Origin of the sequence: Helicobacter pylori (genome assembly GCF_015904775.1) — a bacterium.
Lineage (GTDB): Bacteria > Campylobacterota > Campylobacteria > Campylobacterales > Helicobacteraceae > Helicobacter > Helicobacter pylori_DM.
This window is the reverse complement of record NZ_JADZNC010000003.1, coordinates 137,305-160,961: the sequence shown is the minus strand read 5'-3', so window position 1 is coordinate 160,961 and position 23,657 is coordinate 137,305. Positions and strand designations below refer to the sequence as shown.

17 protein-coding genes and 9 pseudogenes are annotated in these 23,657 nt (G+C 33.5%); 9 read left to right on the top strand and 17 right to left on the bottom strand.

What is annotated here, in order from left to right:
• The first annotated feature begins 308 nt into the window (after window positions 1–308).
• The 3 genes and pseudogenes from I6852_RS03260 to I6852_RS03250 form a co-directional block, all read left to right on the top strand.
• Window positions 309–814, top strand: a pseudogene (locus I6852_RS03260) (hypothetical protein).
• The gene (locus I6852_RS03255) at window positions 814–2,601 is read left to right on the top strand and encodes a DUF262 domain-containing protein (protein ID WP_197291520.1); all 1,788 of its coding nucleotides are present in this window, start codon (window positions 814–816) and stop codon (window positions 2,599–2,601) included. Before I6852_RS03260 ends, I6852_RS03255 begins: the two are co-directional and overlap by 1 nt.
• Window positions 2,602–2,749: 148 nt before the next feature.
• Window positions 2,750–3,433, top strand: a pseudogene (locus I6852_RS03250) (hypothetical protein); the annotation flags it as partial.
• Window positions 3,434–3,538: 105 nt separating this feature from the next.
• Here the strand turns inward: I6852_RS03250 and I6852_RS03245 are convergent.
• Both I6852_RS03245 and I6852_RS07975 read right to left on the bottom strand, forming a co-directional pair.
• Window positions 3,539–5,596 (bottom strand): hypothetical protein, encoded by a 2,058-nt coding sequence (locus tag I6852_RS03245; protein WP_197291522.1) that lies wholly within the window; start codon window positions 5,594–5,596, stop codon window positions 3,539–3,541.
• Window positions 5,596–6,414 (bottom strand): annotated as a pseudogene (locus I6852_RS07975) (ArdC family protein); the annotation flags it as partial. The pseudogene I6852_RS07975 and the gene I6852_RS03245, both read right to left, overlap by 1 nt.
• Between I6852_RS07975 and I6852_RS03235 the strand changes: the two are divergent.
• The 4 genes and pseudogenes from I6852_RS03235 to I6852_RS03220 all read left to right on the top strand — a co-directional run.
• Window positions 6,407–7,370 (top strand): annotated as a pseudogene (locus I6852_RS03235) (hypothetical protein); the annotation flags it as partial. The pseudogenes I6852_RS07975 and I6852_RS03235 overlap by 8 nt on opposite strands.
• 266 nt (window positions 7,371–7,636) lie before the next feature.
• Window positions 7,637–8,293 (top strand): ParA family protein, encoded by a 657-nt coding sequence (locus I6852_RS03230; protein ID WP_000587412.1) that lies wholly within the window; start codon window positions 7,637–7,639, stop codon window positions 8,291–8,293.
• 82 nt (window positions 8,294–8,375) lie between these two features.
• Entirely contained in the window at window positions 8,376–8,660 is a 285-nt protein-coding gene (locus I6852_RS03225; protein WP_120982575.1) for a hypothetical protein, read from the top strand.
• A 43-nt stretch (window positions 8,661–8,703) separates the two neighbouring features.
• Window positions 8,704–9,882 carry a hypothetical protein gene (locus I6852_RS03220; RefSeq protein ID WP_197291523.1) on the top strand — a complete coding sequence of 393 codons (1,179 nt, stop codon included), beginning with the start codon at window positions 8,704–8,706 and terminating at the stop codon, window positions 9,880–9,882.
• A 24-nt stretch (window positions 9,883–9,906) separates the two neighbouring features.
• Here I6852_RS03220 and I6852_RS03215 read toward each other — a convergent pair whose 3' ends face one another.
• A complete protein-coding gene (locus I6852_RS03215; protein ID WP_197291524.1) occupies window positions 9,907–11,820 on the bottom strand; it encodes a relaxase/mobilization nuclease domain-containing protein in 1,914 nt (637 codons plus the stop codon).
• Window positions 11,821–12,115: 295 nt separating this feature from the next.
• Between I6852_RS03215 and I6852_RS03210 the strand changes: the two genes are divergently transcribed.
• Both I6852_RS03210 and I6852_RS03205 read left to right on the top strand, forming a co-directional pair.
• A complete protein-coding gene (locus I6852_RS03210; RefSeq protein ID WP_197291525.1) occupies window positions 12,116–12,430 on the top strand; it encodes a hypothetical protein in 315 nt (104 codons plus the stop codon).
• Entirely contained in the window at window positions 12,423–12,704 is a 282-nt protein-coding gene (locus I6852_RS03205; protein ID WP_000921926.1) for a type II toxin-antitoxin system RelE/ParE family toxin, read from the top strand. The genes I6852_RS03210 and I6852_RS03205 overlap by 8 nt, the downstream gene beginning before the upstream one ends.
• A 269-nt stretch (window positions 12,705–12,973) precedes the next feature.
• On the opposite strand, the gene I6852_RS03200 is transcribed toward I6852_RS03205, so the two are convergent.
• The 14 genes and pseudogenes from I6852_RS03200 to I6852_RS03135 form a co-directional block, all read right to left on the bottom strand.
• A complete protein-coding gene (locus tag I6852_RS03200; RefSeq protein ID WP_197291526.1) occupies window positions 12,974–14,701 on the bottom strand; it encodes a type IV secretory system conjugative DNA transfer family protein in 1,728 nt (575 codons plus the stop codon).
• Entirely contained in the window at window positions 14,702–15,259 is a 558-nt protein-coding gene (locus I6852_RS03195) for a hypothetical protein (protein ID WP_197291527.1), read from the bottom strand. It lies immediately after the preceding gene.
• Window positions 15,260–15,550: a hypothetical protein gene (locus I6852_RS03190; RefSeq protein WP_197291528.1), complete on the bottom strand. Its 291-nt coding sequence runs from the start codon at window positions 15,548–15,550 to the stop codon at window positions 15,260–15,262. It lies immediately after the preceding gene.
• Window positions 15,547–16,002 carry a mobilization protein gene (locus tag I6852_RS03185; RefSeq protein ID WP_197291529.1) on the bottom strand — a complete coding sequence of 152 codons (456 nt, stop codon included), beginning with the start codon at window positions 16,000–16,002 and terminating at the stop codon, window positions 15,547–15,549. Before I6852_RS03185 ends, I6852_RS03190 begins: the two co-directional genes overlap by 4 nt.
• A pseudogene (locus I6852_RS03180) lies at window positions 15,999–16,688 on the bottom strand (CpaF/VirB11 family protein); the annotation flags it as partial. The pseudogene I6852_RS03180 and the gene I6852_RS03185, both read right to left, overlap by 4 nt.
• Before the next feature lie 78 nt (window positions 16,689–16,766).
• Window positions 16,767–17,915 carry an RNA-guided endonuclease InsQ/TnpB family protein gene (locus I6852_RS03175; protein WP_197291530.1) on the bottom strand — a complete coding sequence of 383 codons (1,149 nt, stop codon included), beginning with the start codon at window positions 17,913–17,915 and terminating at the stop codon, window positions 16,767–16,769.
• Complete coding sequence (gene tnpA / locus I6852_RS03170; protein WP_197291531.1) at window positions 17,884–18,351, bottom strand: IS200/IS605 family transposase; 468 nt, start codon at window positions 18,349–18,351, stop codon at window positions 17,884–17,886. Before tnpA ends, I6852_RS03175 begins: the two co-directional genes overlap by 32 nt.
• A 166-nt stretch (window positions 18,352–18,517) precedes the next feature.
• Window positions 18,518–18,772, bottom strand: a pseudogene (locus I6852_RS03165) (hypothetical protein); the annotation flags it as partial.
• Window positions 18,772–19,071 carry a hypothetical protein gene (locus I6852_RS03160; protein WP_197291533.1) on the bottom strand — a complete coding sequence of 100 codons (300 nt, stop codon included), beginning with the start codon at window positions 19,069–19,071 and terminating at the stop codon, window positions 18,772–18,774. The pseudogene I6852_RS03165 and the gene I6852_RS03160, both read right to left, overlap by 1 nt.
• A pseudogene (locus I6852_RS03155) lies at window positions 19,068–19,332 on the bottom strand (hypothetical protein). The gene I6852_RS03160 and the pseudogene I6852_RS03155 overlap by 4 nt, the downstream one beginning before the upstream one ends.
• Window positions 19,322–19,618: a hypothetical protein gene (locus I6852_RS03150; RefSeq protein WP_197291534.1), complete on the bottom strand. Its 297-nt coding sequence runs from the start codon at window positions 19,616–19,618 to the stop codon at window positions 19,322–19,324. The pseudogene I6852_RS03155 and the gene I6852_RS03150 overlap by 11 nt, the downstream one beginning before the upstream one ends.
• 69 nt (window positions 19,619–19,687) lie before the next feature.
• Window positions 19,688–20,963, bottom strand: a pseudogene (locus I6852_RS08105) (DNA type IV secretion system protein ComB10).
• A pseudogene (locus I6852_RS03140) lies at window positions 20,960–22,426 on the bottom strand (TrbG/VirB9 family P-type conjugative transfer protein). The pseudogenes I6852_RS08105 and I6852_RS03140 overlap by 4 nt, the downstream one beginning before the upstream one ends.
• The gene (locus I6852_RS03135) at window positions 22,426–23,595 is read right to left on the bottom strand and encodes a VirB8 family type IV secretion system protein (RefSeq protein WP_197291535.1); all 1,170 of its coding nucleotides are present in this window, start codon (window positions 23,593–23,595) and stop codon (window positions 22,426–22,428) included. Before I6852_RS03135 ends, I6852_RS03140 begins: the two are co-directional and overlap by 1 nt.
• Between the last annotated feature and the right edge of the window lie 62 nt (window positions 23,596–23,657).

The window sequence follows — 23,657 nt, the reverse complement described above, 5'->3', positions numbered from 1 at the left end:
AATCATTCATTCAATCATTCAATCATTCATTCAATCATTCAATCATTCAATCATTCAATCATTCAATCATTCAATCATTCAATCAAGCAATCAAGCAATCAAGCAATCAAGCAACGCTACCATAACTTTTTATCCCTTTTACAAAAACCTATTTAAAAATCCCCTATTTTTTATTATTCCCCCTTTCATTAACCCTTTTATTCCCTCTTGCATTAACCCACACCGCATTTTTCAACCATTTGATTCCATAAGCCCCATTTTTAAATCAGTGGGGCTTACAGAGTTAAATTCAATACAAGGAGAAGACGATGACTCAGTTAGAAGATTTAAAAGTGCATGAAAAATACAATTTGTTGTTGTGCTTATTCAAAAGCGATTATTACAACGATCCAACAAATACGGATTTAGAAGGCAAGCCTTTCAAACAAGCTTGTGAGGAATGCACTTTGACTTTTTTTCGCCCAAGAATGGATAAAGTGGCTCAAGAAGAGGATTTTCAAAAGGTGCGTAAAGCGGATTATGCTGTTGCTATTGTGTATGAGAAATCAACTAAAGAAGCTATAGTCCAACGGAGCGTTTTTGCCCTAAAGATTGACCATGATCGCATTGAAGTTGATGATGGGGGATCGTTAGGGATTTATGGCGTTTGCGCTCAAAAAGGGAGCCAAGAATACGAAGAATTAGTCAATAAAAACGCATATTGTTTGACAAATTACCTACAACTTCAAAATTCAATGAAATTGATTGAGCGAAAAAGTTAAGGGATTATGGGTTTTTAACCCATAACCCACTCATTATTAAGAAAGGATTTTAATGGAATTGTTGGATTTAGACGGAGTGATTGAAAAAGGCGTGTTTGAAATCCCTAGCTATCAAAGGGGGTATGCATGGCAGAAAGAGCAATTAGAGGATTTTTGGAACGATTTAGAGCATGTCTCTAAGCTAGGAAACAAATTCCATTACATGCATAGTTTAACCTTAAGAGAGTCTGAAAATGAGTTTGAAAGCAGTGCTTTTGAAATCATAGACGGCCAGCAACGATTGGCTACAAGCCTGATTTTACTGGGCCTTTTAGCAAAAACCACCCAAAACAAAGACCCAAAGTATTATTCAATGAACCTCGAACCCATTTTATCCTATAAGTATTATGGTTTGAGTGAAGCTTTTAGGGCGATCATGGAAGAAGAAAAAGATTTAAAAGCGTTTCAAACTTCTTTTTACGCTAAAAATCTTATTAAGGCTTACGCATTTTTTCAAGAAAAAATCAGCGATACGCCTGTTGGAACTCTTGAAAAAATGTTTGATGCCCTCACTAAAAAAATGCTTTTTAGCGTGGTGGAATTGAACGATAACCGAATCGATCCGTTCAGCTCTTTTGAAACGATTAACAATCGTGGTAAGGATCTATCCACTCTGGAATTGTTAAAAAACCGCTTGCATTTTGTGGTGCACAAGATTTGCGATGAAGAAGATTTAGAAAATCTTCAAAACGAAATCAATGACACCTACACCAGGATTTATCACGATTTGAGGCAGTTTGAAGACGCTCATTTAGAGGATTTTTTAAAGCATTTTGTGGCGTATTATTATGGCGAGAATAGCAGGTTTAAAGAGAGATTATTGAATACAGCGTTTGACGCCCATAAAAAATACCACTCATCATATGACGAATATGAAAAAATAAATGATTTGTTATTGTATCTTTCTTATTCTTCTAAGGTTTGGTATTTCTTGCACACGCTTGATGATGAAGAGCTTAGGATTGAAATCACGCCTAAAATGCGCGGCTTACTAGACAAAATGCGGCACTTAAACGCTTTGAGCGAAAACGCTTTTCTGCCCTTATTGCTCTCTCTTTTAACCATACAGCTTGCTGTAAGAAGTGGCGATGAACGGCATTATACCACCAAAGAATTGGAAGGCTTATTAGAATATTTAGAGCGTTTCGGGTTTTTAATCTATGGGGTTGCTGGCAAGAATACGGCTAAAAATGAATGGATTGGATTAGCCTTCAAAGCGATTCAAGCGTGTAGATTTTGGGGAGATAAAATAACCATTGAAGATCTTCCAACGCTAGAAAAGAATTTTTTCAAGGGAGAGCATAGTGGTTTAAAACTGCTTGAGAATAATATTAATTTTAATAATGCTAAAAAATGGTATGAGTGGAACAAGGCACTGAATTACTTGCTGTATGAATACGAGTTGCACCATAACCCTGAAACGACTCTGAATTTTGATAGCAGTCTAGAAAGCATTGAGCATATCCTGCCCCAAAAACCCGATCAAGGCTATAGTGCTAAAGAAAAAAGTTGGGCTAAAAATCCCCATGTCGTGCATGCTTTAGGGAACTTGCTCTTAATTTCTAAAAACGCTAACAGCTCTTTAAGCAACAAGCCTTTTGAGGAAAAAAGAAAAGAATACATGAAAGGCTCTTATAGTGAAAAAGAAGTGGCTAAAAACGCTTCTTTCGGGATTACAGAGATTCAACAAAGGAGCGAAAAACTATTAGACTTTTTGATCGCGCATTATCGCATCGCTGAATTGGTGGGTGAAAGCGCCATTAAAGCTTTTAAAAACGCTCTTTTAAAAGAGATCAGATGATGCGATCACTCAAAAATAAGGGGGCGTTTAAAAAACGCCCACACCACAACAAGGAGGAACAAGCCATGCCAAAAAGATAAAGAATATTAAAAAACATTGAACGACCGATTATAGCGGAATTAAAACAAATTTTACCAAGAAGTATTTTATGGGTTTTCAAAATGAAAATAAATTAAAAGTAGGGGTGTTAGTCAAAGCTACGATCAACAACAAAGTGGTGGAGGCTAAAGTCATTAATATTGGGTTCAATCGTGTAACCTTAAGGAGCCAAAAAGGCAACGAAGCCGCATACGCTTTCAATAGCGATAAATTCTTAAAGTGGTTCAATAAAGTTCCATTGACCGAGCATATGAGACTTCACGCTAAAAATGAAAAAAGCGCTGATGATTTGTTGAAAGGGATTAAAGTGGTAACTAGCGGACCGAGTGTTAAGGACAGGACTTCAACTCCTAAAGAGCCAAAAGAAAAAGAGGACAAGTTTAAACTCTCTTTCGGTTTTGAGGAAAAAAGCGAGTCTAGTTTCTCGGTGGTAGCTAAAGACTATTTCCTTACTGATAGAAAAAGTAGGATTGGTGCGTTATTGACCCCTATGTTTTATCAAGGAAAAGGACATCAAGCTTCTGCTATCATTCTTACCGCTTTATCGTGTGCGGAGGGCTTAAATAAGCATAGCGACCTTGAGTAGGCTAAAATGCTTGAAAATCGTAATGTTGAAAATTATTATTACGACACTTTTGATAATATGAATTTAGGCAATTTGACACTCTTTTGTAAGCTTATTAAGTTGTATGCGAGGGGTGATGAGGAGGCACAAGATTTAGGAGGTATTTGGGTTATTCTTGCTATGCTTATTTTTGTTGATAACATAGCCATTATCTAATAAAATCTCATGCAAAGGCAAGGCAGTGAGATTAGGGATATAACTCATAGGATTTTCCTAACGCCTTCTGCTCTTAGAGAGCGTATTTTGTGTGTAGCCATAATCTATAGTTGGCATTTCTTTTTTCACTTCTTTTTGAGCGTTATTTTGCTCTTTAGCTAATTCTTTAGCTTTTTCTCTTTCTAAACAAGCTTGATAATGCACTTTGGCTTTTTCTTGCATGCGTTTGCCATGCTCTATCCAAGGCTCATCGCTGTTATTACTCTGTGCTTTCTCTTGGATTTCTTCTTTTTGGCGTTCTTGTAAGCATTTGTGAGCTTTAGGGTCATAATCTAGCCATGGTTCATCAGGATGCAAGGTTTTCTTTGGCTCTTGCTTAGATTGTGGCTCTTTTGCTTGAGTAGTGCCATTTTGCTCTATAGCTTGGTTTTGTTTTGTGTTTTCTTGTTGTGTAGCGGTGCTATTAGTTTGAGCGCTAGTAGTCTCTTGTCTTGGCTCATTTTGTGAGTTTTTAGGTTGCTCTGAATTTTTATTAGCCTTATTTTGCTCTTTAATAGCATTTACCCCCACACTTTGAGTGGTGCTATCTAAATTTTTGAGTGTTTTTGCTTGTTGCTTGTCTAAATGCTTTCGCATCACTTCATACACTCTATTATCCATAGGCTCTAAGCTATCTTTAGATTTAGATAAATAATCTTTTAAGACTTCGTGGTGTTCTTTTTCTAATTGGTGTCCCAAGATAGACTTAACGCTTAATTGCAAGCCCTTATCTTGCATGTGCTTATTACCATGCGCTTGTTCTAAGCAATCCTTAATCAAATTGATATGCTCTTTAGTGAGCTTGGTTGGCTCTTTTTGGCTTACCACTAATAAGACTTTCAATTCATCTTCATTCATGTGGTTTTTAGCGTAATTTAAAAAGCTCTCTTTAAAATCAAGCTTAGTCTTAATGCGTTTTTGCTTAATATCAAGCTCGGTTTGTTTAAAGAAACTATGCAAACTAGCGTATTTGTCTTTAAGGTCTATATCATTGCTAGGTGTTTTCTTTTCTTGCTCTTTTTGTGCGTATTCGCCTTGTTCTTGTGTGTTAGGCTCTTTTTCATTAAGCTTATTGCTTTCTTCTAAAGCAATAGAAGCGATTTTACTTGTAGTATTTTCTCCTATAGATCTTAGCAATTCAAGCTCATTAGGATTTAAAAAAGTGATAACTTCGTTTGTTTCATCTCTTATAACTTGCAAACTCTCTAAAAGTGTTGCACTTTCATTATCCAAACCTTGCTTGGTATTATTATCTCTTAATGTCTCTAATTCTAAGTCTTGCTGGTTTAAAAGCTCTTTTTCTTGCTCTTTTTCTTGCTCTTGAAAAACTTGTTGCTCATAGAGAGTATCAGGGTTTTGGCTCTCATAATATTGCTCTAGGGCTTTATTTTCGCCCTCTAGGGCGTATCTTTCTAGCTCTTCTTTTTCAAGCTTATTTTCATGCTCTGCAATACTAATTTCTCCAGCTCTTTGAATTTGATTTTCTTCATAATCTTGTAGTGCCTTACTTTTAAGCTCAGCCTCTTCTCTTTCAAGCTCTTGTTGTTCTAACTTGGCACTAACTCGTGCAATGCCATCATCTTCATTCATTTGTATGTATTGCTCTTGTTGGTATTCATAATACTCATCTTCGCTCATTTCTAAAAAGCTTTTTTCTTCTGTAAGCTCTACTTCATTTTTGCTAGAATTTTGTATCTCATGTTTATTAGCATTTTGTGTCTCAACAATCACTTTTTCTAAACTTTCTACAAACTCGCTTGGATTATCATTAGAGATAGATTGCTCTTCATTGATTTCTTGTTGGAACGCATTAAAAAAATCGCTTACATTTTCATTGTCTTTTGTATTAGAGATTTCATTTTTCATGCTCTCAATGACTTCTAGCATAGAAGAAATGTCATCTTTTAAGCCCTCTTGACTTAAAGACTTGATTTCTTGTTCTAAAATGCCTAAAAAATTGGTGGGGTCATTTTTAGAATTTTTAACTTCATCTAAAAAACTCTCTAAAAAAGCGTCCTTTCCATCATCACTCCAAGCTTTCCACGCCTTTAAAAATCCATTGATAAAATCTTGCATTATCTGCCCCTGCCTTTAGATTGAGTAAGCACTACTTCATCATTAGCAAAGTAGTGGTCATACTTTTGTTGCTCTGCTCCTTTATTAAGAGTTTGTTGCAACATCGCTAACATTTGGGGATTGTTTTGAGCCATTTCAAGCATTTTAGAAAACTCTGCCATATTCATTTCATTGTTGTTTGGCTCTTTAGTGTTGTTTTCTTTGGCATTGTTGTCTGTATTAGGTGCAATTTGTTGCTGTGGTTCTTGATAGATTTTGTGTTGCTTTCTTTTTTCATGATGGGTTGCCCCATATTGATTGACATAATCTAGCACTTTGTTATACTGCTTTTCATTCAAATGCTTGGATAAATCATAAATCACCAAATTTTGATTATTCATAGAGAAAGTATTGCTAATGTATTGTGTTCTTAAAGTTTTAGGGTCTAATTCTTTAAGCTTAGTTTTGTCTAGCGTTTGAAAAACATTGACATTGTAGAGATTTTTAATCTCTAAAGTCGGCTCTATGTCTATCTTTTCTTTTTTAAATTCGTAAAAGGGCGTTTTGCCATCTTGCATATACTTGATATTGCCCTCTTTGTCTCTTTGAGGAACTTTTTCATTCTCATAAATCACTTCGCCATTAGAATAATGCTTAAGATTGCCCTCTTTGTCTTTAAGGGGGATTAAATTACCCTGTTCATCTCTTGCTTTAACATAGCGCATTTCATAATCTCTAATATAAGCAATACTTGCCTTATAATAAAAGCCATTAGGATTATTTTTACTCTTAGTGTTGTTTTTAATATGCTCCACTTCTTTAGGGTTTGCCCTTAAAACAGACGCTCTCATCATTGATGCAAATAACGAACTCTATCAAGAAGTCCAAAAACTTATCAAAAATGTAGAAAGGGGGGAATTAGTCAAGTGGGGTAATCTTTACTATAAACTGGAGCAAGATAATGAAATAGGCATTTTTTTAAGACCCACTAAAATCAACTCTAAAGCCCAAGACTCACGACTAAAAGCCTATCTTAAAATCAAAGACGCTTTGAATGATTTAACGAGCGCGGAATTAAACCCCTTAAGCTCTGATTTAGAGCTAGAAAACAAGAGGGCTAAACTCAATCTTGTTTATGATGGATTTGTCAAGAAATTTGGCTATCTCAATGAAAACAAAAACCGCAAGGACATCAAACAAGATTTGTATGGCGCTTAAAGTCTTAGGATTAGAAAAAGACTTTGAAAAAGAAATCACCCATAGAAGCGCTAAAATGCAAAACATAGAGCCAAGGCAAGCCCAAGCTAAAAAAGCTCAAATCTTTTTTGAAAGGACTTTAAACCCTAAAAAAGAACTCATCATCACTAACGCTAAAGAGGCGTTAATCGCAAGCATCAATCAAAAAGGGGGTTTGGACTTGCATTTCATTATGGATCATTTTAAAACTCAAAGCTTAGAAACCACCATTAAAGAACTTTTAGAGCAAAAGCTGATTTATAAAGACCACAAGGATAATGGCGACTACATTTTAGCGAACGATTATTTGAGTGGTAATGTGAAAAGAAAACTCAAAGAAGTTAAAGAAGCTATCAATCAAGGTGTGGAGGGATTAGAGGCGAATGTGAAAGATTTAGAGCTGATTATCCCTAAATCTAAAGAAGTCTTAGAGAAAATGAACGCTGAAAAAAGAGCGAGTTTAGTGGATGAGAGGGAAGAGGTAAAAGAGCAAGCCAACCAAGAAGCGCATAGGCCAATGAAAAAAGCGGTTAATGATGATTATGACATGGGGATGTGAGTTCCACTAATATTTTCAATAACATGTTTTTAAATAATGTTATTGAATTTGGCGTAACGCCTTTTAATATTCTTTTTCTCTAAATTTTTCCATTTTTAGAAATACCCTAAAAAACCACCACTAATAAAACACTGCTAACCATTTCAAAAAGAACTAACAGATAATATAACTATTTACAATAAAATAGTATTAAGTTTTTCTATTTTATATAATTTTAAGCTATTTATCTTTAAAATATGTTTAACAAAATGATAAAGGAATAAGCGATGATAATCACCATAGCTAATGAAAAAGGAGGGAGCGGTAAATCCACTCTGTGTTTGAACTTGTGCGTTCAATTATTGCTAGACAAGAAAGATATTGCCGCATTAGACACTGATAGCCAAAAGAGTTTGGAAGTGTTTAACAATATTAGAAGTGAAACAAGTTTGCCTAATTTCACGCTCTTTAATCGCACAGGAAACATTACAGACACCTTAAAACAGATGACGGATAAATACGAATACATCCTTATTGATACTAAAGGCGAACATTCCAAAGAAAGCCAAAGGGCTATGCTATTGAGCGATTGGGTGCTAATACCCACCACGCCAAGCCAACTAGACACAGCGGTGCTATTAGACATGCTAGAAAGGATTAGAGACATCCAAGCGTTGAATGAAAATTTGAAAGCTTGTATTGTGATGAATCGCATCCCTACTATCCCCACCCTTAAAGAGAAAAAAGCTCTCATTGATTTTATCAACCAAAATAACGCTAATGAAAGCGTGTTTTTAATGGATAATCTATTAAGCGAAAGGATAGCTTACAAGCGTTCAGTGAGTGAAGGTATGGGCGTGATGGAATACAATGACAATAAGGCTAAAAACGAATGGTCTCAATTCTATGATGAATTGATTGGGTATTTAGGGGGCAAAAAATGAAAATGATAGAATTTATAATTTAATTCTAAATAACGCTTAATTGTGTTATGATATTAAAAACAATCTACTTTAAAGGCTAAATATGGAATTTAAAAACACTAAAAAAGACAGGCTGAGCGATTTAGAAAATCGCTTTGAGAATGCCAACAAGCATGAAACAAACCAACATGAAAAAGAAGACAGGAAAAAAGCCCACACGCTCTATATTTCAGAGAAAGTGATGAATAGCATAGAAGAGTATTTGAATGAATTTGGAGCGTTCAGGGAAAATAAAAGCGTGTTTGTTCAAGACGCTATTGTTTTTTATTTAGAACACAAGAAAAAAGAAATGAAGCAAATGCTTTTAGATAAGGCGAGCAAGTTGTGATTTTATTGTGTTTTCATATCAATTTTCATATCAAGGAGTTTAAATGAAAGAAACAAGACTTTTAAAATTAAGAGCGTTGAGCTTAGCATGTTTAATGGGATTAGGCGTGAGCGGGTGCGCGTTTTTAGACAAGCAAATCTTAAACGACCATTTGACTAAAGCTAAAAATAACCCAAAATACGATTGCCAAAAAGAAATGTGGTCCTTCCCTAAAAAATACAATGGAATAGAGCAATGCTTAAAGGCTCAAGAAGAGCTTATTGAACCGATTATCACTAAAAAGATTGATCAGTATCAATGCGGTGATTTCACTAATGAAGGCTTAAAAGATAAGTGCTTTAAAAGAAACGATGCATACCTAAACACTCTTTTAACGCCCATCATTCAAAAACAAGAGCGTCGTTTTAGTTGCTCTGACTTCCATAACCCAGAGCTACAAGAACAATGCAAAGACAAAACTAACGCTTATGAAAAACAACAATACCAACAAAAAAGGCTAATCAATCTCGCGCAATTAGAAGCGTTTGAAAAAGAATACGCGCAATATCAATCATACATTATCCCTTACTTCACCAAAGAATGCGTTAAAAATTCGCCCCATTTAGCCAATAGGGAAAGACTATGCCAAAAAGAAGCGCATGAAAAATTTCACGACCCTTATTCTAGCTCTAAAGAATTGAGCGTTCAATCGGCTATTTCTTTTTGCATTAAAAAAATTGATCCAAAATTAGAAAAAGCCGCTCTGATGAATGGCGTTGGTATAAGCCCTTATAAAAAATCCACCCATTGCCAAAGAACGCATTTAGACAATAAGAGCTTGAAAGAAATCGCTTTGGATATGAACCCTAAATTAGAAAAGCAAAGCCCTTTTATTGATGCGGATAAAATGGCTATGCAATCTGCGGGGTTATTGAGAAAGAATAAAGATGTCTTAATCGCTTTTGCTGCAGATATTTGCATGGAGCGTAACGAACATAAGAAAGGAGAGTTTATCAGTCTTAAAGAGAGTTGCGCCCAATCGCAAGCCAAAGTCTATAACAACAAAGAGCACTTTGACAAATTCATACAAGATTACCAAAAAGACTTAAAAACTTGTCTTTTAGACACTTCTAATACTAAAGAAGAAGTGGAGCAAAATATTTCACAATGCCAAAAAGAGCAATTGAGAGACGATAACAAAGGCTTCACTTTAGAAGAATTGGTTAAAAAATACGCTAAGTAAAGTTATTTAATTTTATGAATGGTTTTAAAAATCCATTTCATAGTTATTGTTAGGATTTGTGGTTTCATTGGTAGTTTTGTTAAAATCTTTGAGTGGTATTTTTTTGAGTGCGTTTGTGTTTTCTTGCGTGTCTTGTGTAACGGCTGTGATTTGATGGTTATTTTGCAAGTTTTCTAAAGCTATACTTGCACTTTTTGATAAGGTTTTAAAGCATTGTAATTCTTTCTGTAAAAAATTAAGCGATTTTTCACAGCGTTTAATGATTTTACCTCTTTGCCCTCTTTCATGAATGGGCAAATCATTTTCATTAGCTTGCGTTAAAAATTTCAAATCTTTTGATAGCTCCATCGCTCTAGTCTCTAAGAATTCTTTTCGCTTCTTAGCAAAACAATAATTTTCCTCTTCAAGTCTCTTTAAATGTTCTAAAAGATTGAGCCAATTCTGTTTATCTAACAAATTGTCTTGTGGGTTAGAATTTTTAACATTATCATCTATCTTTTTTATTTCAAGCCGAGCAATACCAACAAGTAAAGCGCTATCTTTAAAAAACTTAGCCACTAAAAACATATTACTTTTATCAGTCAAGCTTAAATTTTGATAATTCATATACCTAAAAAATTCAAAAGCTCTTTGCGAAATACTATGCCTATCGCTTTTAAAATCTAAAGCAATTTTTTCTAAATTTTTAACAATGTTTTTACTTGTGAAAACTTTGCTCATGCTTTTTAATTTAGTGTAAAGTTCAAAGCGTTTTTTTGAATGGGATAAATCAGCTTCTAAATCTTTGCTAAATTCTTCCTTTAAGACTTTTAAATCTTTATAATCTTTCTCTAAAGCTATAATCTTTTTTTGTGTGGCAAAAAGTTTTTTAATGGTATAAAGATAGTCTTTTATTAAAGGGCTTTTATAAACAGCTAATTTTTGAATTTTCTTATAAGTGTTTTTAGGGGTTAAAGACTCTTTATTTAACCATTTTATTTCTTTAAGTTGTTGGTTAAGTTCTTTTTCATTTGTTGGGGGTGTGAAATTTTCTTTTTCCCAATGTGTTTTTTCTAATAGATTTTTTAGACTATCTAAATGATCAAATAGAGCATTTTCTCTTTTTTTCAAGCTTTCTATTTGAGAAGTCGCGCTACCCAAAACTTTATAGAAATAGTTTTCATGCCTAAAACTCTTATTGTTTCTAGCTTGTGTTTCTAGCGTATCTAACTCTGTTTCTATGTCTTTAATCGCCCTATAAATATTAGGCGTGTTAGAATATTGCAATTCGCCTTTTGAGTTAGCAAATAAATAATCTTTAAATGTTTCTCTTAGCGTGTGGTAAAACTCTTTACAGCTGTCTTTAGAATGAAAGCGTAGTTGCTTATTGGTAATTTTGTTAGTTTTGTTGATAATCACATGCGCATGCGGATTGTTTTGGTGTGCATGGAGTTTTATTATGAAAGGATAATCATAACCTAGCGTGTTAGTGAGTGTTTGATACACGCTTAATTCCAAAACTTTTAAATTTTTTTCATTACAATTTTCATCAATGCTAAACACCAGATGTAAAGCGCAATTTTTAACACGGCTCTTATTTTCTAATAATTTTTCAAATTGCTCATTCCATTGCTCTGCTATATCATTATAATTAACTTCATTAAAAAATTCATCTCTCACCAGCTCACCATGTTTAGCGGTATAATCCATCGCCCTTTTTGAATGCAAGCGTGTCATATTGCCTATGTTTTTGATGACCACTTGTTTTTGCGGCTCTCTTAAACGCATGAAGTTTTCTTGTGTGAGTTGGGTTAAATTTTTAGCAAACTTTTCTACTTCTTTATAGTAGCGTTTAGCATAAGTGTATTGTATCTTAAGCGTCTTTTTGGGCTTGATGATCTCATAATCAAAAAGCTCATCGCTTTCAAAGTCTTTACTATAACTTTTTTCTAACGCCATTTTATTGTAATTTTATTCTCCCAAAAACTTTCGCTTGTTTTAACTTTCTTAAGCCCTTATTCTAACATTATTATCCCCCCTTTTTAAAGTGCAGGATAACACTTCAATTCCGTAAAAATTGAAGTCAATTTGACCTTGCAGGTGGCTAAAACACGAGCTTTTAAGATATTCTTAAATCAAACTTAATTAAAAAAACTTATTTTAAAACTTTCAATTCGCTCTTTTCAAACCAATTTTTTACAAGAATTTGGGCTATAATCTCTCTTAACAATCTCTTATTAAAAAGGAGTCCAATATGCCAAATATTATTACAGATTACTCGCAATACAATGAAAAACAACTGCACAATTTCTTAAACTCCATTGAAAAACAATTGCTTAAGGCAGAAGGGGATAAAAATAAGGCGATAAAAAAAATCCAAGAGTGTGAATTGCAAGAACAAATGATCAGACAAGTTTTAGCCCAAAAACATTCTCAAGAAAAAGAACCCACACCAAGTTTGTTAAATACGATCGCCTCAAAAGATGACCCAGAATACGATGTTTCGTTTGGAGACTTCAATGATTTTTTGCAAATAGCAAAACAAGAAAGAGAAAGGCATGATGCTTAAAGTCAGAACTAAGAAAGATTTTCTTAAAGACTTTAATAAGCATATCTTATCTGGGCGTATTAAAGAAAGTGATGTTACAAGCATTGTTGATTGTCTCAAAGAACAAAAACCACTCCAACAAAAATATTGCGACCATGCCTTGAGCGGCAATCTTAAAGGGCTGAGAGAGTGTCATGTCAAGCCAAACTTGTTATTGATTTATGAAATCAAAAAACAAGAAAACGAACTTGTTTTATTGCGTCTAGACACTCATAGCGAGCTATTTAAAAAGTGATCAAACGCTAAAAAATTATCTACAACAATCCGTGCTAATTTTTAATTCAAATCGCGCTAACTTTAAAATAAACATGCTAATTTCTAAAAACAAGCTACGCTAAGCTACACTGCAAAAATGTTAATCTTTATTTTAAATCTTGTTAATCATCTAACGCGAATCCGTGTTAGAAATTGGCGCATTCTTTTTTTAGTAACAAGGATAAGGAGTTGTAGAAAGCGATTTTTAAAAAGCAATTAAAAAACACTCATGCAAACTTTTTTAATTCATCAAAACACTTCTTCATTGGGCTTGACTTCCCAGTTAATACGAGAGAGTAATTCTTTGTTTTTGAAATAATAATTCGCTTTTAATTTTAAGGGTTTGGCCTTATGACCGCTCACTAAAATGATCACTTCATCTTTATCAATATTCATGATGTCTTGCGCGCTCAATAAGTCCCACGCTTCTTTTCCTATACTAGAAGTCCCACCCATAATAAGCTGTCCTTTTTCTGTAGAGTGGCTTCGTGTTTTTCTAGTCATCTTGCCGATTTCTTCGCTCACCTGTTTAGCGTATTCTAAATCATCCATTTTGAAAATTACTTTGTAAGCCACGGTGCTATTAACAATTCTTGCGTCTTCTCTACCATAATATTTTTCAATAAGAGCGTTGGATTGCGTGATAAAAATTAAAACCACACCATAGCTCCTGCTCAATGCGGGCATTTCTAACAAAAAAGGCAATTTACCAAAACGCACAAATTCATCTAAAAACAGATACACCCTTTCTTCAAATTTCTTACTCTCTTTCAATAAAAGATTTTTAGCAATACTTTCCAAAAGGATACGGATAAGCGGTGCGAGCGTGTCAATATCTGTTTGAGCGATTTTAATATAGAGTGAAATATTGTCAGCCCTTAAATCCTCGTATTCAAAACTCATGCTATCTGTAGCGCTTTTAACTTGATAGCTTGTAAAGACTTGCATAAAACGGCTATAAACTGATTTAATGCTCGCAAACTCTTTATCATTCGCCTTAGCCCATTTGTTCGCTTCGTTTCTAATAACAGGATCCAACATGCCCTCTTTCATTACAACATTGCCTTGATTGTCTTTTTCTAAAGTATTCACAGATCCATCATAATTTTTAGGATTTTCTGGGTCAGTATAGACTTGTTCGGCTACTTGTTTATACCATAGCAATTCCACATTGACATTAGGTTTCATTTTTTTAACGCCATTTTCTACTTTAGCCATATAACGCCCATTCTCTTTAACAAAACCATTATCACTACTTTGACATTCATATAATTCAGTATAAAATCGGCTTTGTGGATTGATTAAGGGGACATAATTTTTTATAGGAGCGCTTGCAATTTCAAAAAAGGTGCTGGTGTTATGCACGCACAAATCATAAAGGGCATAAAAAACAAATAAATTTTTAGCTTGCTGTGTCCAATGAGGGTCTTTATTTGCCACATCTTCAGAAAAAATAGTATTACCCACTTCATCTACAAGCCTTCGCTTTCTGTTAAAATCTAATTTTTCTACGATGCGTTTATCAAACGGATTGAATTTAAGCGTGTTGTCATTTCCTAAGGGATCAAATACAAAAATTTTATTTTTTAGAACTTGCTGTCTGTAACCAGCCGTTAAATCAAACAATTCCCCTTTAATATCTAACACCACACAAGAGCTAGGCACATTTAAAAGATTAGGCACAGCCACAGCTGCGGTTTTACCACTTCCAGGAGGAGCGATAATTAAAGTAGAAAGCGGAGCATCATAATAAGTAGGCTTAAGCGAATTTAAACCTTTATATAGCCCCACACAAAAACCTTTGTTAAAATTTAAGGTCATAGGATAACTCTTAGAAGAACCTAGCGTAAAGACATCTTTGCAAGCCTTAGGGAGAGTTTTAGTGTAATAATCTTTTTGAATGCTATTAAGCTTATGGAATAAATTGCTGGTTTTATCCTTAAATTTATCTCTTAATGTTTTGAATTTTTCTCTCATTTAAAATAATCCTTTTAGATATTTCATAAATAGCGTTAGTTTTACGCTTAAAAATCCCCTAAATATAAAGGTTAAGACACAAATCACTACTAAAAAAGATAAGATCGTAAAGAAAACCTTAGGTCTTTTCTTGGCAAATTGATAAACTTTATAAAACATACACCCTATAAAAACAGGCAATAGCGTAAAGCTAGAGACAACAAGCATTAGAGGTAAAAACAAAATTAAGAACAAGCCTTTAAGAACATTAAAAATCCTATATTCGTATTTAATAATATCTTTCATTCCAGACCAAACTGCCTTGCCATGACTATCCATATTGCGCCCATTAAAAAATAAGTAGGCTGTCAAAAATAGCGGTAATAACGCACAAAAGAATGAAAAATAAATCTCAAATTTAAAATGGGGAAAATTATGTAGATTAAGAATAATCTTTTTTAGATAGTTATAACTCGCTAAAAAACTAGGAAAATCTAAGAAGTAATGCGATACACCTAAAAAAATAAAAGGAATGGCTAAAATAGAAATGATATAGCAATAAGGCTTATAAATTTGCATTTATTCTACTTTGATTTTATTGTCTAATAAACTCATAAAATGCATAAAATCATTCTCAAAACTCTCATCTTTCATAAACTCTTCAAACTCCTCTTCGCTTTTAGCCCAAACTTCACTAATATATTCCATTAAAAGAGTGAAATTTTCTTTTAGATTTTCTTGTAATATTTTTGCTTGATTTCCATCTTTTAGAAAATGGGGAGCATTGATAATGCTTTGAGAACTTTTAATAATAGATGCCATTTTTTCTAAATAATTTCTAATCAAATCAATATCAGTTTCTTTTGTCATAAATTCATCCCTTTAAAATTTTTCTTATCCCCTTTTAAACAATGCGCTACGACGAAAGCGCTTTTTTTGATAGCTAGGTTTAAAATTTTTGTTTTTTCACTCCAAGCTTTCAGTTGTGTTTCAATGTCTTGCAATAAGCCCAAATGGATAACATTTTCTCCTAAAAGTGCCGCATTATTTAAATGGTAAGCAATTTGGTTAAAATTAGAACAAGTCGCATTCAATGAGCTATATAACATCGCTAAACTGCCTAAAGCGCTTGTGATTTTTTGCTGTTTGTAGAAACTAATTTGGCTATTTAAAATAAGATTTTCTACAATTTTGGTGTAAGACTTGTTGTGCCTAGTTTTTAAATCCTTTAAAATTTGGACACATCTAACATCCAATAAAAATTCCATCCTTTTAGCGCCCTCTTTTTGTTTAGATTTCCTATAAAGTCTTGGATTTTTCATAACATCAACTCCTTTTTAAATTCGCTTTTAACATTTAAAACATCATCAATTATCCTATCGCTACCTTTTTTTTTGATTTGGATAACATAGTCCATACCAGTGCAAAAATAATCTAAAAGCGTTTCTTTGGGCGTAGGCTTACCGCCTTTATTCAAGTTGATATTTTGACAAATAGCTATAAAAGCATCTACTACACTATTGGCGTGAATGGTTGAGAGCATGCCCTTATGCCCAGTATTTGCTAAACGCAAAAATAATGCAGTGTTATGCGTGTCAATTTCGCCTAATAATAATCTATCAGGAGACATTCTCATAGCCGCATTTAAGCCATCTTCATAAGTGAAAAACCCGCTCCCGCTTTTATCCACTAAAATATTGACTTGATCTTCGTTACCGATTTTTAATTCAGGACTATCCTCAATAGTAACAACTCTTTCGTTTTTTGGAATATTTTCAATCAAAGAATTAACAAAGCTAGTCTTACCACTAGCTGTGCCACCACTGATTAAGATATTTTTACCTGAGCTTACTAAGCTAAGTAAAAAATCATAGGTAATGTTTTTAGCCAGACATTTCTCACTTAATTTAAAGGCGTTAATTTCAAACTTGAAATTGCTAGGCACTCTGATATTGATAGAGATATTAGAACTAGCAATAATGCTAGGGTGTAATGCGCTAAGCGTTATTGACATACTCCCCATAGCTAAAGCTAGGTGATTCTAGCTAAAGCATGAGAAAAATTGGGATCAAGCAAACTCAGCCTACTAGGTAGGTCTTACAAATTCTACCCCAAGAGTTGATGCCCCAACCCTATGAATATTGATAGCCGCATTTAAATCCCTATCTAGTTCCAATCCGCAATATTTGCAGTGGTATTCTCTTTCTTTATCTGTTTTGCCTAATTTTTTTATGTCTTTATTAAAGTTTTCATCAACAGATAAGCAATTAGAACAAGTCTTAGAGCTAGGATAGAATCTATCAATCTTAACGACATGAGCCTTGTTTTCAAGGATTTTCACAAACTTGCTAAAAGCTATATCGCTCACTTTCCTACCCCAAAGTTTTTGCATAGCTTTCATGTTCAAGTCTTCAATGAAAATGCTTTGGTATTTTCTGCTTAACTTCAAAGCCAATTTATAAAAGAAATCGGTTCTTAAGTGTTTGATTTTTTGGTGCAGTTGGGCTAGTTTCTTTTTAGCTTTTTTAAAGTTATTAGAACCCTTAACTTTCTTGCTAAGGTTTTTACTAAGTCGTTTAATCAAAGGCAAGTATTTAGAGAAAAATAAAGGCGATTCTATCTTAGTATTGTCAGATTCGGTTAAAAAAGTCCTTAACCCAAAGTCAAAGCCCACGCTTTTATCGCATGCGGTTTGCTTGTTAGGGTTATTTTCTAATTCACAGACTAGACACAAGAAATAATCGCCCATATTATCTCTTTTAATGGTTAGAGTTTTTACTTTCCCTATCAAAGCATAAGTTTTAATGAACTTGTAGCTATAACCATTAAAAGAAACAACATTGTTTGTTATCTCAAACCCCACTCCCTTATTCAACCCTGTCTTTTTATCAACTTGGCTTTTGAAAGTGAAAGATTTGTAGTTGGCTACTTTTTTAAATCGTGGCAATTTGGCTTGTCTCTTAAAGAATTTTTTAAACGCTTTATCTATCCTTTCAGTTAAATCTTGCAAGGTTTGTGAGCCTAGTGTTTTTAAAAAAGCATAACGATGGGTCTTTTTCAATTTGGTGGTGTGTTTTTGCAAATCGTTAAGCTTTAAATACTTTTTGAAAAGTCTATAATAGCGTTTGTGCAAGGCAATGCAATGATTATAAAACACGCCATAACGCCTTAATAGTGTGTCTATACGCCTATTCTTATCGTTCTTATAGAGCTTTTGTTTGTAGGTTATCAACATAACTTTTCCATTTTTCTTTTTGCTTAGGGCGGTTGCTGTTTTGTTGGTTTTCAATGTATTGTTTGACAATATTCAAAGGCGCACCCCCCACTGTTGAAATGAAACAGGAATTGGTCCATAAAGTAGGTAGTTTTGTTTTTAAGTGGTTAAATTCTTGTCTTAATATCCTACTGCTACGACCTTTAGCGGTTTTAATGAACTTCATCACTCCAAAGCTTGGATCAATGTCAGCTAAAATGTGGATATGGTCTTTATCGGTTTGCATCTCTATGATCTCTACTCTTAATTCTTTAGCCACTTCTTGAATGATTTCTTTCAATCTCATTTCTACAGCTCCCACTAAGACCTTACGCCTGTATTTAGGACACCACACGATATGGTATTTGCAAGAATAGACAACATTATGATTGCTTTTGTATAAAACAGCGTTACTCATATTTGTAGTATATATAAAAAAAAATAAATAATACAAGATATTCATAACATTACCTTTATTTTTGTGCATGATATTAACTCTGATACCCCTATTTCATATGGCATTTAACGCCTAAAGGCGTTTCGCCTTGTATCCCCATAGCTAAAAGCTAGGGGCTTTAAGGCGTTAGTTTTGGGTAAGGCAAAGAAGTGTTTAACTTAGGCGTTTTTAGAGTGAATTTTTGGTTTCTAAAAATGGCTAATTGCTCACAAAAAACTAACAAATAATCATTAGTAAATTTTTCATTAAAACACCTTACTTTTTCCTTTGGGCGGTGCAAGAAATACTCTTTTTCTTTATTAAAAACCACTTCATTTAAATTAGGCTGGCTTAAAATAGGCATAAAGTCATCAAGGTAACTTTTTAAAAGGTTAGAAATCATTATGGCTCTCCTTGATGGTTATCAAAATCCCTTAACATTTTTTTTTGAAGTTCAATGCACTCTTTTTCTCTTTTATCTTCTATTCTTTTAGCTAAAGAATAGAGATGGTGTATTTTGGAAAGCCTTTTATTATTAGCTTTAATCTCCAAGTTTTTTTCACAAATTTCGTGCTTTTCCAGTAAGTATTCTTGATAAATTTTATGGCTTGTGAGTTTTAGATTAGATAACTCTTTTTCTAAATCTAGTTTATCTAATTCATTAAGCTCTAGTTTTAATAATCTGTCTAGTTTTTCTTTCATAATTGTTTCCTTAAGTTTTCTAGTTCTTTTAATAAACTATTGAGTTCTTGCTGTTTTTGTTCGCACAACCTATAAGTCTCATCAAATTTTTTTTGGATTTCAACATTTTTGCTCACATAGGAGGCATAAAAATCTAAACTCTTGATTTTAGAATTTCTAGGCTTTTTTAGGTTTTTTATCTTTTTTAGGTGCTTCTAAAATGGGCTGCTCTTCATTTAAATGAGCAAGCTTTTTATCGTAATTAAAATTTTCACCAATCATTGTTATAAGTCCTTTCTATATCAAAAATAATTTCAAGCGGTTTCTCGTTTTGGATAATCTTTTTTGAAAAATGCTCTTCGGTATTTAAAATTTCTGAAACCAGCCTTTCAGTAATCCTTGCTTGCATTCTAGATCTTGACTCTTTGATTTCATTTTCTAGGCGTTTATCCATAACTTTTCTTAATTCCATTTGTGCCTCTACTACTTTTTTGCAAAGCTCCACATATTCTGTATCTTTGCTTTCTTCTAGAGTGTTCAATAATTCTTCTTCAGGGTTGAGTTTCATTGGTAATCCTTATGTTTAGTATTGTATTTTAATTTTACACTATTTAGAATAAAATTATTATTAATAATGCTATTTTGTATCATTGTTTTGCTCCTTTTCTTCATTAAAAAATTTCGCTAAGACTTCATTGTTTTTAGGGATAGGAAACCAAATATCCGTATTAGGACTAATAAAAATATGGCTTCCTTCTCTAATAGTGATAATGGGCTTAATCCTGATTTGATCTCGCATGATTTGAGCGATAATGTTATTCAGGCTGATACCAGTTTGTCTTGTCATTTGCATCATCATGTAATCTCCAAAATAGTTTTGGTTAAAACCACCCTTTTTGTTTTTCATCGCTTCGGTAAGACCGCTAGTAAGACCTATGAGTAGCCCATTTGACAAGGTGCTTAAGGATAAAGGAATACCATAGCGTTCCCAATATTTGTTATGGAGTGTGCCTATCATGCCGTTATAGCCCTTGACATCAGCCCCCTTGTTTTTTAAAGCTTTAATTGAGTGGGATTGTCAGCGCTTTAACTTTAATTCTAAATTTATCAGCCCCTTGTGGCGTGATTATCCTATTCCAAGCAATTTCTAAGCGGTATTCTCCTATTTTGTTATTAGAGTTGTAATAACCTATGGCTCTACTCCCTTTAGGGATTAAAACCGCTCTACCCATCGTTGCGTATATATCACTCTCCACTTGAGCGACTATCTTACTCCCCCCTATTTCACTACTAATAGGAGTGATCAGAATGGCTGGGATCATTCTGTCAGCTGTAATCGTTCTTAAAAGTTTGTTTTCACTGCTCGCTACATTTTTTCTTTTAAAATTTTTAAAACCGCTAGAGCCGTATTCTTTTTCAAGTTCTTGTTTTTCTTTGGATTTTGTATTAGAAACACTATTTTTTATAGAGGTTGGAGGCTGTGTTTCTTTTTGGCTGCTAATACGAGACGCTAAAATCACAAGGCGGGTTTTTTCTTCTTCGTTAGCGCTATTGTAGTTGAAAAATGGACTTTGTGGTTTAATAAGTGTTTTATTAAAGTCCTTAGGCAAATTTGGTAATTTTTGCACTAGCGCATTAAAATCATCTAAATCTTTTTGTGTTTTTTCTATATTCTCATTAACGCTTTTAGTTTCATCGTTTGGTTTCACTTCATTGATAGTATCTATTTTATTTTTAATGCCTTCGTAAGCTTGAAACAAATAAGACGAAGTAGGGAATTTACCTTGAGAAACATTAACAGCTTTTTCTTTGATTTCTTGTTCATAAAAAAGAAAAAAACCCACTAACACAATCACAATAATTAATCCAATTTTTACGATCTTATGCTCCAAGAGTAAAAGAAGTTTTTTCATTTCTTGTTTTCTTTAATCTCTTTAATAGGGTTCGCTTGATTTTGTTTTTTGGTGTTATTTAGCCCCTTTTTATTCTTCTCTAAACATCAGTGGTTTTTGGTATTTCTATATAGGGGAGCTTTTATGATGTTTTTAACCTCTTCTAAAGTCTTAACTTCTTCTTCATTTAAGGCTCGGCATTTTTCATTTGGAGTTTGGTTTTTGATTTGAGCTAACAACTCCGTTACGCTAATGGCATTTTTAGGTTGAGGCGTAGCGTCTTCAATCAAGTGAATATTGTTTCGTTTGGCTTTCATGGTTTCATCTTGCTCTAAAAGTCTTTTTAAACGCATGAAGTCCTTAGATTTTTGGTATTTGTGTTTATCTCTTCTTACGCACACGTATTCCTTACCGCTCCTTAAAGTCCATTTTTTAGAAACATCTTCAGCAATAATGTAATTCCCTACCACACGGCTATTGATAGGATTATCATACCCATCTACAACCTTATAGGTGTAAGGAAATTTTGAAAAGGCTTGATCTCTGTCATATCTAAAATAAGTGTATTTGCCATCATCAAAGACATCTAGTGCCTTTATATCAAGCGCATCATCACTGGGTTTTTTATAAAGCCACAAACTCCACCAGGTGCGTTTGTGTTTGGGGTTTTGCAAATAACCACGATTGATTTTAGCTTTTTCAATGAAAATGTGATTGACTTCATCTCCAATTCTTATAAACTTGCCATCATCAATTTCCTTGCTCTCATAATTGATTTTTCTGTAGTCAAGCTTTTGTTTGTCTTGTTTATTAGAGCTATTTGTTCCTGTTTCTGTTTTAGCCAATTGTTCTTGCTCTCTTTTTTCCAGCTCGTTTTTAGACAAAATATTGAGCTTACCGATAGATCTTTTATTAGAGACAAACACTGAAAAATAGCTTTGAAACTTGCTAGTGTAAGTGGTGCTAAACACGTAAAAAGTATAAATTGTTCCGCTCGCTCCGACTACGGTTAGGTTTGTATCCACTCCTATAAGCAATGGTTTGATCACTAGCATGTTGGATAAATCGTAATGATCATTAGTAGGATAAGTGAGTTCAAAACCGCTAGGATCTCCTAAGCTCACATAGATAGTAGGATCATTATCAAAAATAAAAGTGGTAGTCATCGCATAGCGTAAGCGGATTTTGTTGGTGTTGCCTGCCACATATAAGACATTGAAATTATTGTCTTGTAATTTTCTACTTTTAGAAAAATACACGCTCTGTAAGGCTTTTAAATCCATAAGTTGTTTAGCTTTTTCTTTGTTTTCTTGTTCTTTGAAACTTTCTAAACTATCAGATTTTGCTGGGATAAGATTGTTGTTTTCTTTGCCATGTTCAAAAGAACTTGTAGAATCAGTTTCATTTGTATTGTTCCTAAAAATATCCTCTTCAGCGCTAAGTAAAGCGCAATACAAAAATAGCGATAGAGTGAATTTTTTCATTATTGTTCCTTAACATCTTTATACTGGCTCATGTGAGGGTCTTTTTTCTCGGTATGGATAATCCTAGATTTCACACCATCATCTTTGACTTTATTTTTTTCATCCAAGTCTTTTAAAATCGCAATTTCAGTCACATCATAACCTGTAACAATAAAGCCTGTAGGGTTTAAAGACATGGAGTCAAAATTGATTCCTTGTTTTTTAAATTCAAAACTCATCACCACTTTATAGCGCTTTAAGCTCTCTAATTCTCCACTATGATACAAGCTCACTTCAATGTCAATATAGGCTAAATCTTTATCTAAGTAAATATTTGCAATCTTTACTTTTCTTGTGAGTAAAGGATTAGTGTAAATGCTGTCATAATGAGCGATGAGTTTTTCAAATTCATACCATACCTCATTGGAACTTTGCTCTTTAATGGTGTTTTGACGCATTTTTTCATGTTGCTCAATATGAGTAATGCTTTCCCTGTTTAGCACATATGCTCCCACTAATGAACGAATAAGGGCTTTATTGGCTGTAATGGTGCTATCTGCCTTTTGAACTAAAGCAAAATTTTCTTTATTGTTAGAAAATTGCACTAAATACGGCTCTTTTTGTTTTAAGGGCAACAGAACAGTCAGTAAGATAATAAGCAACGCTGTTGTGCCAAAGAAGAAACACGCTACATAAAAGATATAATCGCCTAATTTTTTCTCTAAATGATAGATAACGCTTACATCTCTCACTTCTTCAAAGAGCATTGTAGGGGCAATGCTTTTATCAAAGCCTATTCTGGAGAAAAAGTTTTTAAAAATTCTTTCTTTTTTTTCTTGGATTGGCTCGTTTTGGGGTATTTCTTTTTCCTCTGTTTCTATCACAGGCTCTTCTACAAATTCTTTAATTCCATTGATGGTGGTTTGAGTGGGCAATGGCAAAGAAAACAAATCGTTAGGATAGTTTTCTTTAGTGTCTTGATTTTCTTCTTTAAATTCTGTGTTGTTGTCTGCTTTAAGATTTTCTTTGTTTTCTAATTGCTTTAATTCATTTTCAATTTCTCCTAAAAGCAAAGTTTGTTCTTCATTCTCTTTTAGATCGCCCCACAAATCCATGCGTCTTTTAGTTTGTAATTCTAAATTTTTTAAACCGCCATGAAATTGTTCTAAAACTTCGCTTCTTTTTGACATCAACTAGCCTATGGATTGATTTAAGTGAAAAAAGGCACAAGGGCTTTTATACATTTCATATT

Bases quoted from the DNA above. Each gene is read 5' to 3' on its own strand.
- I6852_RS03255 (WP_197291520.1), top strand. From the start codon at position 814: ATGGAATTGTTGGATTTAGACGGAGTGATTGAAAAAGGCGTGTTTGAA.
- I6852_RS03245 (WP_197291522.1), bottom strand. From the start codon at position 5,596: ATGCAAGATTTTATCAATGGATTTTTAAAGGCGTGGAAAGCTTGGAGT.
- I6852_RS03230 (WP_000587412.1), top strand. From the start codon at position 7,637: ATGATAATCACCATAGCTAATGAAAAAGGAGGGAGCGGTAAATCCACT.
- I6852_RS03225 (WP_120982575.1), top strand. From the start codon at position 8,376: ATGGAATTTAAAAACACTAAAAAAGACAGGCTGAGCGATTTAGAAAAT.
- I6852_RS03220 (WP_197291523.1), top strand. From the start codon at position 8,704: ATGAAAGAAACAAGACTTTTAAAATTAAGAGCGTTGAGCTTAGCATGT.
- I6852_RS03215 (WP_197291524.1), bottom strand. From the start codon at position 11,820: ATGGCGTTAGAAAAAAGTTATAGTAAAGACTTTGAAAGCGATGAGCTT.
- I6852_RS03210 (WP_197291525.1), top strand. From the start codon at position 12,116: ATGCCAAATATTATTACAGATTACTCGCAATACAATGAAAAACAACTG.
- I6852_RS03205 (WP_000921926.1), top strand. From the start codon at position 12,423: ATGCTTAAAGTCAGAACTAAGAAAGATTTTCTTAAAGACTTTAATAAG.
- I6852_RS03200 (WP_197291526.1), bottom strand. From the start codon at position 14,701: ATGAGAGAAAAATTCAAAACATTAAGAGATAAATTTAAGGATAAAACC.
- I6852_RS03195 (WP_197291527.1), bottom strand. From the start codon at position 15,259: ATGCAAATTTATAAGCCTTATTGCTATATCATTTCTATTTTAGCCATT.
- I6852_RS03190 (WP_197291528.1), bottom strand. From the start codon at position 15,550: ATGACAAAAGAAACTGATATTGATTTGATTAGAAATTATTTAGAAAAA.
- I6852_RS03185 (WP_197291529.1), bottom strand. From the start codon at position 16,002: ATGAAAAATCCAAGACTTTATAGGAAATCTAAACAAAAAGAGGGCGCT.
- I6852_RS03175 (WP_197291530.1), bottom strand. From the start codon at position 17,915: ATGTTGATAACCTACAAACAAAAGCTCTATAAGAACGATAAGAATAGG.
- tnpA (WP_197291531.1), bottom strand. From the start codon at position 18,351: ATGAGTAACGCTGTTTTATACAAAAGCAATCATAATGTTGTCTATTCT.
- I6852_RS03160 (WP_197291533.1), bottom strand. From the start codon at position 19,071: ATGAAAGAAAAACTAGACAGATTATTAAAACTAGAGCTTAATGAATTA.
- I6852_RS03150 (WP_197291534.1), bottom strand. From the start codon at position 19,618: ATGAAACTCAACCCTGAAGAAGAATTATTGAACACTCTAGAAGAAAGC.
- I6852_RS03135 (WP_197291535.1), bottom strand. From the start codon at position 23,595: ATGTCAAAAAGAAGCGAAGTTTTAGAACAATTTCATGGCGGTTTAAAA.